This window comes from Klebsiella sp. HC6 (assembly GCF_022605325.1).
GTDB classification, from domain to species: Bacteria; Pseudomonadota; Gammaproteobacteria; order Enterobacterales; family Enterobacteriaceae; genus Klebsiella; species Klebsiella terrigena.
Window position 1 is genome coordinate 4,047,292 of sequence record NZ_CP093276.1, and the last position, 14,653, is coordinate 4,061,944.

Here is a 14,653-nt window from a genome sequence, read left to right on the forward strand (position 1 = left end):
TTTTTTAGCGCTACTCGCGAGCCAGCGCATCCACCGGGTCAAGGCGTGCGGCGTTTCGCGCAGGAAGCCAGCCAAACAGCACGCCGGTTAGCGTCGAACATAAAAACGCCGTCAGCAGCGCCAGCGGTGAAAAGCCAATCTCCCAGCCGGGTAAAAAGAGCTGCAGCACAAAGGCAATCATTAGCGATAGCGTCACGCCGAGCGCGCCGCCCACCAGGCAGACTAAAACAGCCTCAATCAGAAACTGCTGCAGCACGTCGCTGGCCCGCGCCCCGACCGCCATGCGGATACCTATCTCGCGGGTCCGTTCGGTGACCGATACCAGCATGATATTCATCACACCAATACCGCCAACCACCAGCGCGATCACCGCTACCAAAGTCAGAAACAGCTGTAGTGTATGTGTGGTCCGTTCCGCCGTTTTCAAGATGCTGTCCATATTCCAGGTGAAAACATCTTTTTTGCCGTGCCGCAGCTCGAACAGACGCAGCAGCTGCTGTTCGGCGATTGAGCTATCGTATCCTTCATGCACCCGCACGGTGATTGAGTTCAGCCACGACTGCCCCATCACCCTCCCGGCCATGGTGGTATAAGGCAGCCAGACCCGGAGGATTTTGCTGCTGCCGAACATCGACTGCTTCTCATCCGCCACGCCAATCACCGTCGCGGGCATATTGCCAACCAGAATAACTTCGCCCACCACCCGCGCCTTGTGCGGAAAGAGCTGGCGTCGGGCATTGCTGTCCAGCACCACCACCTGCGCCCGGCTGCTTAGCTGCAGCTCATTGAAGGTATTGCCTTCGCTAAAGGTCATGCCGTAGACGTTAAAATACTGCGCCCCGACGCCCTCGGCGCTGGCAGCAACGTCGATATTATCGGCGCGCAGGCGCAGGTTTTTCGATACCGCAGGCGTCGCCGAGCTGACCCAGGGCTGCTTCTGAATAGCCAGCAGATCGTCATACTTCAGCGCCTGCTGATAGCGGGGATCGTCATCACCGAAATCCTTCCCGGGATAGACATCAATCGTGTTAGTGCCGATGGCGCGAATGTCCGCCAGCACCATCTGCTTCGCCGCATCGCCCACCACCACAATCGACACCACCGAAGCGATGCCGATAATAATACCGAGCATGGTGAGCAGGGTGCGCATTTTGTTGGCGGTCATTGCCCGCCAGGCCATCACCAGCGCTTCGCGAAAGCCGCTGCTGAACTGACGCCACGCGGAGGGTTCGGCCGCAGGGCTCTGGCGAATAACGCCGGCGCTGCTCGCGCCCTTAGGCGGCGGATTACGCACGATCTCACCGTCGTGGATCTCAATGATCCGCTCGGCCTGCGCCGCCACCAGCGGATCGTGGGTGACGATAATTACCGTATGCCCCTGCGATTTCAGCTGATGCAGGATAGCCATCACCTCTTCGCCGGAATGGCTGTCCAGCGCGCCGGTCGGCTCATCCGCCAGAATAACTTCCCCGCCGTTCATTAGCGCACGGGCAATGCTCACCCGCTGCTGCTGGCCGCCGGAGAGCTGCGAAGGCTGATACTCCGCCCGATCGCCAAGCCCCAGCCGCACCAGCAGCTCGCGTGCGCGCTCCAGGCGAGCCCGTCGCTCAGTGCCGGCGTAGACCGCCGGCACCTCGACGTTCTGTACCGCCGTCAGGTGCGACAGCAGATGGTAGCGCTGGAAGATAAAGCCAAAATGCTCTCGCCGCAGCCGGGCCAGCTCGTCGCCGTTGAGCCGCGATACGTCGGTGCCCGCCACCCGATAGGTGCCGCTGCTCGGCTTATCGAGACAGCCGAGGATGTTCATCAGGGTCGATTTACCGGAGCCGGAAGCGCCGACAATGGCTACCATCTCTCCGGCGTTGATGCTCAGCGTGACCCCCTTCAGGACATCAACGCTCTCGTCGCCGGAAAGATAGCTGCGGCGTATATCACGCAGTTCGAGCAGCGCCGTCATTTAGCCGTCCCGGGCGCGCTTTCCCCGACGATGACCTCATCGCCTTCGTCTAATCCCTTAACTATTGCCACATCGATATCGTTGCGCGCGCCGATGGTGACCTCGCGCTCTTTAACCTCGCCGGTGCGCAGCAGCCGCACGCGATAGCGGTTTTCGCCGATGGCATCCCCCAGCGCGCTCAGCGGAATGGTTATCACATTTTTCACTTCCGCCATCTGGATATGGACCTGAGCCGTCATTTCGAGGCGCAGGATCCCCTGCGGGTTCGGGACCTCAAAGCGGGCGTAGTAGAAGATAGCGTCGTTCACCTTTTCCGGCGTGGGTAAAATATCCTTCAGGGTCCCTTCGTAGCGGGTAAACGGGTCGCCAAGCACGGTGAACCACGCCTTTTGCCCGGCACGAAGGTGGATCACGTCCGCCTCAGAGACCTGCGCCTTCACCAGCATGGTGCTGAGATCGGCGAGGGTCAGAATATTCGGCGCCTGCTGGGCGGCAATCACCGTCTGCCCCTGCAGGGTGGTGATTTGCGTCACTTCCCCGGACATCGGAGCCAGAATTTTAGTGTAATCGAGGTTAGTTTTCGCGGTATCCAGCGTGGCCTGGTTGCGCTTAACCTGCGCCTCGATGGTGCCAATCTGTGCCTCTTTGACCGCTAAATCGGTGGCCGCGGTATCCAGCTCCTGACGCGAAACCAGCTGACGCTGCGCCAGCTGCTGCTGACGCGCTAAGGTCACGGCGGCCAGCTGACGCTCGGCGCGGGCCTGATTCAGCTGCGCGCGCAGCTCCATCAGCGTCGCCTCAACCTCTTTAATCTGGTTCTCCGCCTGTTCGGGATCGATGACCCCCAGCAGCTGATCCTTCTGTACCTTGTCGCCGATACTCACGCGCAGCGTTTTCAGCTGCCCGCTCACCTGCGCGCCAACGTCGACTTTACGTACCGCGTCCAGCTTACCGGTCGCCAGCACGCTCTGCTGCAGATCGCCTTTACGCACCACCAGAGTCTGATACTGCGGCAGCGGCGCATTCAGCACCCGCCATCCCCAGATGGCCAGAGCCAGTACGATAATGGCCAGTAGCCACCAGACTTTCCTGCGTTTTCCATTGAGCTTCATAAAAATTCCTGATGTTTTAAACCGCAGCGCAAGCCGATGATTCTATCTGGAGATAGCGAAAACATAACCCTGAATTTGCTGCATCCTTACCGCAAGCGCACTTAATCCGCCCGGCCACGCGCCAGCCACAGCACGCGGGAGAACATTTTCTTCAGCAGCGCCGGTACGGATTCAATCCCGCGCCTCCCGGCTTCCATCGCCACCTCAATCGCCAGGTCCGGCTTTGATGAGCGATGAATAGCTTTGGTGATCACCCGCCGCATATTCATCGGCACGTTTGGCGGCAGCTGCGCCACCCGATGATAAACATCGTTGAAGCCCTGGCGATACATAAAGTGTTCCATGTCCAGCGCCGGCAGCGTTGTTAAATGGTCGCGCTCCAGGTCGCGATCGTCGTTAAGCAGGCTGCGCACCGTCGCGGCGTATTTCTTCCCCGCCTCGTCGCCATCGACCAGAACGTGCCATTGAATGCCCATCCGCCGGGCGAATTTAATCAACGGCTTTAGTCCCGACTGGGCAAACTCAATCACCTTCACCCCTTCCGCATCAAAGTGATGCCCGCACTGTCTCGCCAGTTCGTTGATAACCCAGGTTTCGGTCTCCCCTTCCACCAGCAGCCAGCAGCGGGCAAACAGCGACGAGGCGCGATTGAAGCGAATGTGGAAGGCGATGCGCCGGCTGTCTTCGGCATTCATCCCCCCCGGCCCAAGCCGCCAGGCCGAGACGCGCGACGATTCGCGCACCAGCCGGCAGACGTGCTCAACGGGGGTCAGCGACAGCAGCTCGCCGGAGTTGGTGGTGGTCACGCGCTGCAGCGGCAGCAGGTTGAGCAGATGCCAGGCGACGGAGAGCATAATCGGGTGCAGCCGGGTTTCCGGATCTTCAATCAGCAGCAGCGGCCGCGCGTCGCGGTCGAGCCGGACCGTGCCCTTGGCCTGCAGCAGAGTAGAAAACAGCCCCAGTAAGATTACCCGGTGGCTCCGCCCGCCGGGCTTATCAATCATCCGGTTGATGATATCCAGATAGCGCCAGCTGCGCTGTTCATCGTGGGAATGGCGGCGCATCAGGCGGTTGCGGGACTGCACGCTGCTCTGCTCGGCAAAATAGTGTTCAAGGAGCTGCACCATGGCCGACAGCCCCTGACGAATCTGGCCGTCGGTTAAATTTTGCGGATGGCTCACCAGCTCCCGGGAGAGATAATCCAGCTGGCGGGCGGTAATTTCAATTTGCGGAGAGTGCGGCACGCTGTCGTTATGGATGCGCCGCATAAAGCGGGCGTCGCGCAGGCGCAGGACCGGCATCAGGCGCACCAGATGGCGCACGAGCTCGTCAATATCCTCCAGCTCCAGCGCTTCCCCTTTGCCGTCAATAAAGCTGCGCAGCGTCATGACGCTGCCATCATCGGCCAGCTCGCCCTCCAGGCGATAGAAAATTCGCTGATAGCCGTCATCACAGGGGACCCAGCCGTCGCTGAGCGGGCGAAAGCGCCGCACCCGATGGTGGCCGGGCTCGCTCTCGCGAAAGGTCAGAATGATGTGCAGATGGTGCTCGCGTCCCTGCACGTCGCCGGGCGGGAACCAGAAATCATCCCGGACAAAATGATAAAGCTCGAACTCTGGCGACAATAGCAGCGTCAGGGCATCCAGAAGGCTGGATTTTCCCCACGCATTCTCGCCGATCAGCACGTTATTTTGCTCCAGCATCAATGATAAACGATTGATACCGCGAAAACCGACGATCTCCACGCGCTCAAGAAGCATATCCCCTCCGCTCAGTCACCACTTTCTCCTTCAGTTATCAGCAGTATAGCGACACATGCTGGAACATGACACTGCCGTAAACGCCAATATCAGCAGAGGCGAAAAATAACGTTTTCAATATGATTATTGGTAAGGGTATTTGTTTAAAAAATAATTCATTCATTGCAGTGGTTACATCTATTATTTTTGTACTACTCTTTTCTTGCACAGTGAATGGTATAAGGATTAACATCACCTTGCCCTAAATCAAATTACATCTATTTATTTAACTGGTTACGGGATGGCGATCGTCCATAAAATAGCGGCGCTTTATTTTTATCTTCATCCTTTAGTTGATAAATAAAGAACGGCACGTTAAATCGTGCTCATTAACATTATTATTTGAGGTGGTTATGTTTAGAAAATTAGCAGCGGAATGTTTTGGTACATTCTGGCTTGTGTTCGGTGGCTGCGGTAGCGCAGTTCTGGCTGCAGCCTTCCCGGAGCTGGGAATAGGGTTTGCCGGGGTCGCTCTGGCCTTTGGTTTAACCGTATTAACGATGGCGTTTGCCGTGGGGCATATTTCCGGCGGGCACTTTAACCCGGCGGTGACCTTAGGCCTGTGGGCCGGCGGTCGTTTCCCGGCCAAAGACGTGATCGGTTATATTATCGCCCAGGTGGTTGGCGGTATTATTGCGGCCGGCGTTCTGTACGTGGTTGCCAGCGGTAAAGCGGGCTTTGACGCAGCGGCCAGCGGCTTTGCGTCCAACGGCTTTGGCGAACACTCCCCGGGCGGCTACTCAATGCTTTCGGCGATTGTCATCGAAATTGTGCTGACCTGCGGCTTCCTGCTGGTTATTCACGGCGCAACGGATAAAAACGCCCCGGCGGGCTTTGCACCGATCGCTATCGGCCTCGCGCTGACCTTAATTCATCTCATCAGCATTCCGGTAACCAATACCTCCGTCAACCCGGCGCGTAGCACCGCGGTCGCTATCTTCCAGGGCGGCTGGGCGCTGCAGCAGCTGTGGCTGTTCTGGGTTATGCCAATCATCGGCGGGATCCTCGGCGGCGTGCTCTACCGCACGCTGCTGGAAAAACGCAGCTAGTCTCAGCTTAGACTCGCGCTCAGGCCCGGCGATGCCGGGCCTTTCTTTTTGGTGACAGCTTTACTCGCTACAATGATTTGGGTAGTGTCAGTGGCGCTATTTTCATTCTGCAAGGACCAGGCCGTTCATGTTTTCGGGATTATTAATCATTCTGCTGCCGTTGATTATCGGCTATATCATTCCACTTCGTCAGCCGGTAGCGCTTAAAGTCATCGCGCGACTTTTAAGCTGGATTGTCTACGTTATCCTCTTTTTCATGGGGATCAGCCTCGCCTTCCTCGACAATTTAGCCAGCAACCTGCTTGCCATTCTTCATTACGCCGCGGTAAGCGTCGTCGTTATTATGCTGTGTAATATTGCGGCATTAATGTGGCTCGAGCAGAAGATGCCGTGGCGCAGCCAGCATCGGCAGGAGAAATTACCTTCGCGCGTGGCGATGGCAATGGAATCACTGCAGCTGTGCGGCGTGGTGCTTATTGGTTTTCTGATTGGCTTAAGCGGTCTGTCATTTTTGCAGCACGCCACCGAAGCCAGCGAATATACGCTGATCTTCCTGCTGTTCCTGATTGGTATTCAGCTGCGCAATAACGGCATGACCCTGCGGCAAATAGTGCTTAATCGTCGCGGAATGATTGTGGCGGTCGTCGTCATGGCCAGCTCATTACTCGGCGGGATGATCAACGCCTTTATTCTTGACCTGCCGCTAAAGACCGGCCTGGCAATGGCTTCAGGTTTTGGCTGGTATTCGCTATCAGGGATCCTGCTGACCGAATCCTACGGGCCGGTTATTGGCAGCGCCGCGTTCTTTAACGATCTTGCCCGTGAGCTGCTGGCGATTATGCTTATTCCCGGCCTGCTTCGCCGCAGCCGCTCAACGGCCTTAGGCCTCTGCGGCGCGACCTCGATGGACTTTACGCTGCCGGTATTACAGCGCTCCGGCGGCGTTGAAATCGTGCCGGCGGCGATTGTTCATGGTTTTATTCTCAGCCTGCTGGTGCCCGTGCTGATGGCCTTTTTCTCCGCTTAATACCCCCGTGGCGGTAGTCATCTACCGCCAAAATTGCGCTAAATCAATCTCCCTGTAAATTGTATTAGAAATACCTTTAATCCCTGCGCGCCCGGGCATAACCTTAAACATGTATCTAAAATATAACTTTAAAAAGGTGTGACCATGTTTTGTGTGCAATGTGAACAAACCATCCGTACCCCCGCAGGGAACGGCTGCTCTTACGCGCAGGGTATGTGCGGTAAAACGGCCGAAACCTCCGATCTGCAGGATCTGCTGATTGCCTCCCTGCAGGGCCTCTCCGCCTGGGCCGTTAAGGCTCGTGAATATGGCATCGTTGACCATGAAATTGATAACTTTGCGCCGCGTGCCTTCTTCTCCACGCTGACCAACGTTAACTTCGACTCCCCGCGCATCGTTGGCTACGCGCGTGAGGCCATCGCGATGCGCGAGGCGCTGAAGGCCCAGTGCCTGAACGTTGACGCCGGCGCGGCGGTGGACAACCCGATGGCCAGCCTGCAGCTGGTTAGCGACGATTTGGGCGACCTGCAGCGTCAGGCCGCAGAATTTACCCCGAATAAAGACAAACCGGACATCGGCGAAAACATTCTCGGCCTGCGTCTGCTGTGCCTGTACGGCCTGAAAGGCGCCGCGGCCTATATGGAGCACGCTCACGTTCTGGGTCAGTACGACAACGATATCTACGCTCAGTACCACAAAATTATGGCGTGGCTGGGCACCTGGCCTGCCGACCTGAACGCTCTGCTGGAGTGCTCAATGGAAATCGGCCAGATGAACTTTAAGGTCATGAGCATTCTGGACGCCGGTGAAACCACCAAATACGGTCACCCGACCCCGACCCAGGTCAACGTGAAGTCCGTTGAAGGTAAGTGCATCCTGATCTCCGGCCACGACCTGAAAGATCTGTATAACCTGCTGGAACAAACCGAAGGCACCGGCGTTAACGTCTATACCCACGGCGAAATGCTGCCGGCGCACGGCTACCCTGAGCTGCGTAAATTCAAACACCTGGTCGGTAACTACGGCAGCGGCTGGCAGAATCAGCAGGTTGAATTTGCCCGCTTCCCTGGCCCTATCGTGATGACCTCTAACTGCATCATCGATCCGACCGTTGGCGCCTATGACGACCGTATCTGGACCCGCAGCATCGTCGGCTGGCCGGGCGTGAGCCACCTTGAAGGCGAAAACTTCGCGCCGGTGATCGCCCAGGCGCAGCAGATGGCCGGCTTCCCGTATAGCGAAATTCCGCATCTGATCACCGTTGGTTTCGGCCGCCAGACCCTGCTGGGCGCGGCGGATACGCTGATCGACCTGGTCAGCCGCGAAAAACTGCGCCATATCTTCCTCGTCGGCGGCTGCGACGGCGCGCGCGGCGAGCGCAACTACTTCACCGACTTTGCCACCAGCGTTCCGGACGACTGCCTGATCCTGACCCTGGCCTGCGGTAAATATCGCTTCAACAAGCTGGACTTCGGTGATATCGAAGGCCTGCCGCGCCTGGTGGATGCCGGTCAATGCAACGACGCCTACTCGGCGATTATTCTGGCCGTCACCCTGGCTGAAAAACTGGGCTGCGGCGTGAACGACCTGCCGCTGTCGCTGGTGCTCTCCTGGTTCGAACAGAAAGCGATCGTGATCCTGCTGACCCTGCTCTCCCTCGGCGTGAAAAACATCGTCACCGGCCCAACCGCTCCGGGCTTCTTCACCCCGGATCTGCTGGCTATTCTCAATGAGAAATTTGGCCTGCGCTCTGTGACTACCGTTGAACAAGACATGCAGCAACTGTTGAGCGCGTAAGGAGCGAACGAATGACTATGCCAACCAATCAGTGCCCGTGGCGGATGCAGGTACACCACATCCATCAGGAAACCCCGGACGTCTGGACGGTATCGCTGCTGTGCCACGACTACTATCCCTATCAGGCCGGGCAGTATGCGCTGGTCAGCGTACGCAACTCGGCGGATACGCTGCGCGCCTACACTATTTCCTCTACGCCGGGCGTCAGCGAGTACATTACGCTGACCGTGCGGCGTATTGATGACGGTGCCGGTTCTCAGTGGTTAACCCGTGACGTCAAGCGCGGTGACTACATCTGGCTGTCCGATGCGATGGGTGATTTTACCTGTGCAGATAAGCCGGCGGACCGTTTCCTGATGCTGGCAGCCGGCTGCGGCGTGACGCCGATTATGTCGATGCGTCGCTGGTTGGCGAAGTACCGCCCCGAGGCGGATGTGCAGGTCATTTTCAACGTGCGTTCGCCTGAGGACGTCATTTTCGCGGAAGAGTGGCGCCAGTATGCGGTCACCCTGGTGGCGGAAAACAACGCCACCCACGGCTTTGTTGCCGGCCGCCTGACCGCCGATCTGCTGAAAAGCGTGCCGGACCTGGCCTCGCGTACCGTGATGACCTGCGGGCCTGCGCCTTATATGGAAATGGTTGAGAGGGAGGTCAGCGCGCTGGGCGTCACGCGCTTCTTTAAAGAGAAGTTCTTTACGCCAGTTGCTCAGGCGGCCACCAGCGGGCTGAAGTTTACCAAACTGCAGCCGGCGCAGGAGTTCTATGCGCCGGTAGGCACCACCCTGCTGGAGGCGCTGGAAAGCAACAAGGTTCCGGTTACCGTCGCCTGCCGCGCCGGCGTCTGCGGCTGCTGCAAAACCAAAGTCGTTGCCGGCGACTATACGGTCAGCAGCACCATGACGCTGACCGGGCAGGAGATCGCCGACGGCTACGTGCTGGCCTGCTCCTGCCACCCGCAGGGCGATCTGGTTCTGGCCTAGCGGGGAACAATCCTTAACAGCAAGCCCCGCCCCGGCGGGGCTTTTTTTATTTCCACGCCGGGTCTTTTACCAGCGAGTAGCGGCCGGCGCCCATAAAGGCAATCGCCAGCGCGCCGACAAAGAAGTAGACCAGGCTCTCAATCGCCCAGGCGCCGGTTTTATCCAGTTGCCAGGTTTCTCCCGTACCGACCATCAGCCACGCCACCACCATAGTAAACGCCAGCACCAGCGCCGCCGGCCGGGTGAGGATCCCTAGTATCAGCAGGCACGGTGCCAGCACTTCCCCCACCAGCACGCCGTAGGCAATAAACCCCGGCAATCCCTTCGCCACCAGCATCCCGCTAATGCCCGCCACGCCGTCAAACAGCTTATGCAGCCCGTGGAACAGCATCAGCCCGCCCACGGCAAGTCGTAACAAGAGTTTGCCAAAATCGTCGTGAGTCAGCATTTTATTAACAGCATTTAACAGAGATTTAACCATTTGAAATGATTCCTGTTTACTCTTTTAGTGGTAACAGATTATGCGGAATTTTCGCGCAATAATACCAGCTGAAAATAGGAGGGGAATGCGGGCGTAACGATGAGTTTCATCTAAGCTTGTAAGCGTTATCACATAAAGGAGATGGAGAACCATGAAACAAACCGTGGCCGCATACGTAGCGAAAACTCTTGAACAGGCCGGCGTGAAGCGCATCTGGGGCGTCACCGGCGATTCACTCAACGGATTGAGCGACAGCCTGAACCGCATGGGTACGATTGCCTGGATGCCAACGCGTCACGAAGAAGTTGCCGCGTTTGCCGCGGGCGCCGAAGCCCAGCTTACCGGTGAAATGGCGGTATGCGCAGGCTCCTGTGGCCCGGGCAACCTCCATCTGATCAACGGTCTTTTTGACTGTCACCGCAATCACGTTCCCGTTCTTGCCATTGCCGCCCATATCCCCTCCAGCGAAATCGGCAGCGGCTATTTTCAGGAAACCCATCCGCAGGAGCTGTTCCGCGAATGCAGCCACTATTGTGAGCTGGTCTCCACCCCGGAACAGATCCCGCAGGTGCTGGCCATCGCCATGCGCAAAGCGGTCCTCAACCGCGGCGTTTCGGTGGTGGTACTGCCGGGAGACGTGGCGCTGAAAGCCGCCCCGGAAGGCGCCAGCAGCCACTGGTACTCCGCCCCGCTGCCGGAGGTGACGCCACCGGCGGAAGAAATAGCCCGCCTGGCGCAGCTGCTGCGCTACTCCAGCAACATTGCCCTGATGTGCGGCAGCGGCTGTGCCGGAGCCCATGAAGAGCTAGTAGAGTTCGCCGCCAGGCTCAAGGCGCCCATCGTCCACGCCCTGCGCGGCAAGGAGCACGTTGAGTACGACAACCCTTATGACGTCGGGATGACCGGGCTGATCGGCTTCTCGTCCGGCTTCCACACCATGATGAACGCCGACACCCTGGTGCTTCTCGGCACCCAGTTCCCCTACCGGCCTTTCTACCCCAGCAGCGCAAAAATCATTCAGATTGATATCAATCCCGGCAGCATCGGCGCGCACAGCAAAGTCGATATGGCGCTGATCGGCGATATCAAATCGACCCTAAAAGCGCTGCTGCCGCATCTGGAAGAGAAGACGGATCGCCGCTTCCTCGATAAAGCGCTTGAGCACTACCGCGAGGCGCGCAAGGGGCTCGACGATCTGGCTAAGCCCAGCGATAAGGCCATTCACCCCCAGTATCTGGCGCAGCAGATTAGCCGCTTCGCCGCTGACGACGCCATTTTCACCTGCGACGTCGGCACGCCAACCGTCTGGGCCGCCCGCTATCTGAAGATGAACGGCAGGCGCCGGCTGATCGGCTCGTTTAACCACGGCTCAATGGCCAACGCCATGCCGCAGGCGATTGGCGCCAAGGCAACGGCGCCGGAGCGTCAGGTGGTGGCGATGTGCGGCGACGGCGGCTTCAGCATGCTGATGGGCGACTTCCTCTCGCTGGCGCAGATGAAGCTGCCGGTAAAAATCGTGATCTTTAACAACAGCGTGCTGGGATTTGTGGCGATGGAGATGAAGGCCGGGGGCTATCTGACCGACGGCACCGAGCTGCACGACACTAATTTCGCCCGCATTGCCGAAGCCTGCGGCATTAAAGGCATTCGCGTCGAAAAAGCCTCTGAGGTTGACGAGGCGCTGCAAACCGCGTTTAGCACCGACGGCCCGGTGCTGGTCGACGTGGTGGTCGCCAAGGAAGAGCTGGCGATCCCGCCGCAAATCAAGCTGGATCAGGCTAAGGGTTTCAGCCTGTATATGCTGCGCGCCATCATCAGCGGACGCGGGGATGAAGTTATCGAACTGGCGAAAACCAACTGGCTCAGGTAAAACATCCTTTTAAGCCCACACAACATCATTCATGATGCATCGAAGGCCCCGCTGGGGTGGTTTATGCGGCTAACGCGGATACAGCGTGAAGGATGAAACATTAACAAGGAAATGCCGTGATAGATCTCCGCAGTGATACCGTAACCCGTCCGGGGCGCGCCATGCTGGATGCCATGCTGTCAGCCCCGGTCGGCGACGACGTTTATGGCGACGACCCGACCGTTAACGCGCTCCAGCGCTACGCCGCAGAGCTGGCCGGCAAAGAGGCGGCGCTGTTCCTGCCGACCGGCACCCAGGCGAATCTGGTGGGCCTGCTGAGCCACTGCCAGCGCGGCGAAGAGTATATCGTCGGCCAGAGCGCACATAACTATCTGTACGAAGCCGGCGGCGCGGCGGTGCTCGGCAGCATTCAGCCGCAGCCCATCGACGCGGCGGCGGACGGCACCCTGCCGCTGGATAAGGTCGCGGCAAAGATTAAGCCTGACGATATCCATTTTGCCCCCACTCGCCTGCTGAGCCTCGAAAATACCCATAACGGCAAGGTGCTGCCGCGCGAATACCTCAAAGAGGCGTGGGAGTTTACCCGCGAACGCGGCCTGGCGCTGCACGTTGACGGCGCGCGCATCTTTAATGCGGTGGTGGAGTACGGCTGCGAGCTGCGCGATATCGCCCAATACTGCGACTCCTTCACCATCTGTCTCTCTAAAGGGCTGGGAACGCCGGTGGGCTCGCTGCTGCTCGGCAGCCACGACTACATTCACCGCGCCACCCGCTGGCGTAAAATGGTCGGCGGCGGCATGCGCCAGGCCGGAATTCTGGCGGCTGCGGGCCTGTACGCTCTGCAAAATAACGTCGCGCGCCTGCAGGAGGATCACGACAACGCCGCGTGGCTGGCCGGGGAGCTGCGCGCCATCGGCGCTGACGTAACCCGCCACGACACCAATATGCTGTTCATCCGCGTTGGCGAAGAGCAGTCCCGGGCGCTGGGCGCGTTTATGCAGCAGCGCGGCGTGCTGATCAACGCCTCGCCGGTTGTGCGCCTGGTCACCCATATCGACGTCAATCGTCAGCAGCTGGCGGAAGTGGTTGGCCACTGGCAGGAATTTTTGAACCGCTAAGGAGTCAGGCGTGTCGCAACGAATTCTGGTGCTCGGCGCCAGCGGCTATATCGGCCAGCATCTGGTGCAGGCATTGAGCGATCGGGGCTATTGCGTGCTGGCGGCGGCGCGCCATATCGAGCGGCTAAAAAAACGCAATCTCCCGGGGGTCAGCTGTCATCCCATCGACCTGACCCGGCCGCAGAGGCTCTCTGATCTGCTGGCGCAGGCGGACACCGTTTACTATCTGGTGCACGGCATGGGCGAAGGCGGCGACTTTATTCGGCACGAGCGCGAGGTGGCGCAAAACGTGCGCGACGCGCTGCGCGCGACGCCGGTAAAGCAGCTGATATTTCTCAGCTCGCTGCAGGTGCCGGCGGCGGAACAGTCTGACCATCTGCGCGCCAGGCAGGTTACCGCCGACGTTCTGCGCGAATCCGGCGTGCCGGTCACCGAGCTGCGGGCGGGTATCATCGTGGGCGCCGGCTCCGCTGCGTTCGAGGTGATGCGCGATATGGTCTACAACCTGCCGGTTTTAACCCCTCCGCGCTGGGTGCGCTCGCGCACCACGCCGATCGATCTCGAAAATCTGCTCTATTATCTGGTGCAGTTGCTCAACCACCCGGCCAGCGAACATCGCGTCTTCGAAGCCGCCGGACCGGAAGTGTTAAGCTATCAGCAGCAGTTCACCCGCTTTATGGCGGTCAGCGGCAAGCATCGCCTGCTGATCCCGATCCCTTTTCCCACCCGCTGGATTTCGGTGTGGTTCCTCAACGTGATTACTTCGGTTCCGCCCACCATCGCGAAGGCGCTGATTCAGGGGCTGAAGCACGATCTGATCGCCGACGATCGCGCGCTGCGGGCGCTGATCCCCCAGGCGCTAATCTCATTTGACGAAGCCGTGCGCCGCACGCTGAAAGAAGAGGAGCAGTTAGTTAACTCCAGCGACTGGGGCTACGACGCCCAGGCCTTCGCCCGCTGGCGGCCGGAATATGGCTATTACCCTAAGCAGGCCGGCTGTACGGTCAGCACGTCCGCCAGCGCGGCGGCAATCTGGCAGGTCGTCAACCAGATTGGCGGCAAAGAGGGCTACTTCTTCGGCAACGCGCTGTGGAAAATTCGCGGTGCCATGGACCTGCTGGTGGGCCATCGCCTGGCGAAAGGCCGGCCGTCGCACGACCTTCTGCAGACCGGCGACGCGGTAGACAGCTGGAAGGTGATTATTGTCGAACCGGAAAAGCAGCTCACCTTACTCTTTGGCATGAAGGCGCCCGGCCTGGGGCGCCTGAGCTTTACCCTCAGCGATAAAGGCGACCACCGCGAGCTCGACGTCCGAGCCTGGTGGCACCCTCACGGTATGCCGGGGCTGTTCTACTGGCTGCTGATGATCCCCGCCCATCTGTTTATCTTTCGCGGCATGGCGCGGCGTATTGCCCGGCTGGCAGAGCAAATCACAGGCAAATAGGAAGTATCTACGTCATTCT

The 14,653-nt window shown here is 59.0% G+C and carries 11 protein-coding genes; 7 read left to right on the plus strand and 4 right to left on the minus strand.

Going from position 1 to position 14,653, the window contains the following annotated elements:
- Positions 1–10: 10 nt before the first annotated feature.
- From macB to MMW58_RS19570, 3 genes are all read right to left on the minus strand, one after another.
- Positions 11–1,957: a macrolide ABC transporter ATP-binding protein/permease MacB gene (macB, locus tag MMW58_RS19560; RefSeq protein WP_241721905.1), complete on the minus strand. Its 1,947-nt coding sequence runs from the start codon at positions 1,955–1,957 to the stop codon at positions 11–13.
- Positions 1,954–3,069: a macrolide transporter subunit MacA gene (gene macA / locus MMW58_RS19565; RefSeq protein WP_241721906.1), complete on the minus strand. Its 1,116-nt coding sequence runs from the start codon at positions 3,067–3,069 to the stop codon at positions 1,954–1,956. Before macA ends, macB begins: the two co-directional genes overlap by 4 nt.
- 101 nt (positions 3,070–3,170) lie before the next feature.
- Positions 3,171–4,829 (minus strand): ATP-dependent endonuclease, encoded by a 1,659-nt coding sequence (locus MMW58_RS19570; protein ID WP_133597051.1) that lies wholly within the window; start codon positions 4,827–4,829, stop codon positions 3,171–3,173.
- A gap of 392 nt (positions 4,830–5,221) precedes the next feature.
- On the opposite strand from MMW58_RS19570, the gene aqpZ reads away from it, so the two are divergent.
- From aqpZ to hcr, 4 genes are all read left to right on the plus strand, one after another.
- Positions 5,222–5,917 (plus strand): aquaporin Z, encoded by a 696-nt coding sequence (aqpZ, locus tag MMW58_RS19575; protein WP_041144770.1) that lies wholly within the window; start codon positions 5,222–5,224, stop codon positions 5,915–5,917.
- Between the two features lie 127 nt (positions 5,918–6,044).
- Positions 6,045–6,944 (plus strand): LysO family transporter, encoded by a 900-nt coding sequence (locus MMW58_RS19580; protein WP_133597047.1) that lies wholly within the window; start codon positions 6,045–6,047, stop codon positions 6,942–6,944.
- Between the two features lie 144 nt (positions 6,945–7,088).
- Positions 7,089–8,741, plus strand: a complete 1,653-nt coding sequence (gene hcp, locus MMW58_RS19585) for a hydroxylamine reductase (RefSeq protein ID WP_133597045.1) — start codon at positions 7,089–7,091, stop codon at positions 8,739–8,741.
- Between the two features lie 11 nt (positions 8,742–8,752).
- Positions 8,753–9,721 (plus strand): NADH oxidoreductase, encoded by a 969-nt coding sequence (hcr, locus tag MMW58_RS19590; RefSeq protein WP_133597043.1) that lies wholly within the window; start codon positions 8,753–8,755, stop codon positions 9,719–9,721.
- 46 nt (positions 9,722–9,767) lie between these two features.
- Here hcr and MMW58_RS19595 read toward each other — a convergent pair whose 3' ends face one another.
- Positions 9,768–10,202 (minus strand): DoxX family protein, encoded by a 435-nt coding sequence (locus tag MMW58_RS19595; RefSeq protein WP_133597041.1) that lies wholly within the window; start codon positions 10,200–10,202, stop codon positions 9,768–9,770.
- Positions 10,203–10,353: 151 nt separating this feature from the next.
- Between MMW58_RS19595 and poxB the strand changes: the two genes are divergently transcribed.
- From poxB to MMW58_RS19610, 3 genes are all read left to right on the plus strand, one after another.
- Complete coding sequence (gene poxB, locus MMW58_RS19600; RefSeq protein WP_241721907.1) at positions 10,354–12,072, plus strand: ubiquinone-dependent pyruvate dehydrogenase; 1,719 nt, start codon at positions 10,354–10,356, stop codon at positions 12,070–12,072.
- A gap of 116 nt (positions 12,073–12,188) precedes the next feature.
- Positions 12,189–13,190 (plus strand): low-specificity L-threonine aldolase, encoded by a 1,002-nt coding sequence (ltaE, locus tag MMW58_RS19605; RefSeq protein ID WP_241721908.1) that lies wholly within the window; start codon positions 12,189–12,191, stop codon positions 13,188–13,190.
- Positions 13,191–13,200: 10 nt separating this feature from the next.
- A complete protein-coding gene (locus tag MMW58_RS19610; protein WP_241721909.1) occupies positions 13,201–14,634 on the plus strand; it encodes an SDR family oxidoreductase in 1,434 nt (477 codons plus the stop codon).
- Positions 14,635–14,653: the final 19 nt, after the last annotated feature.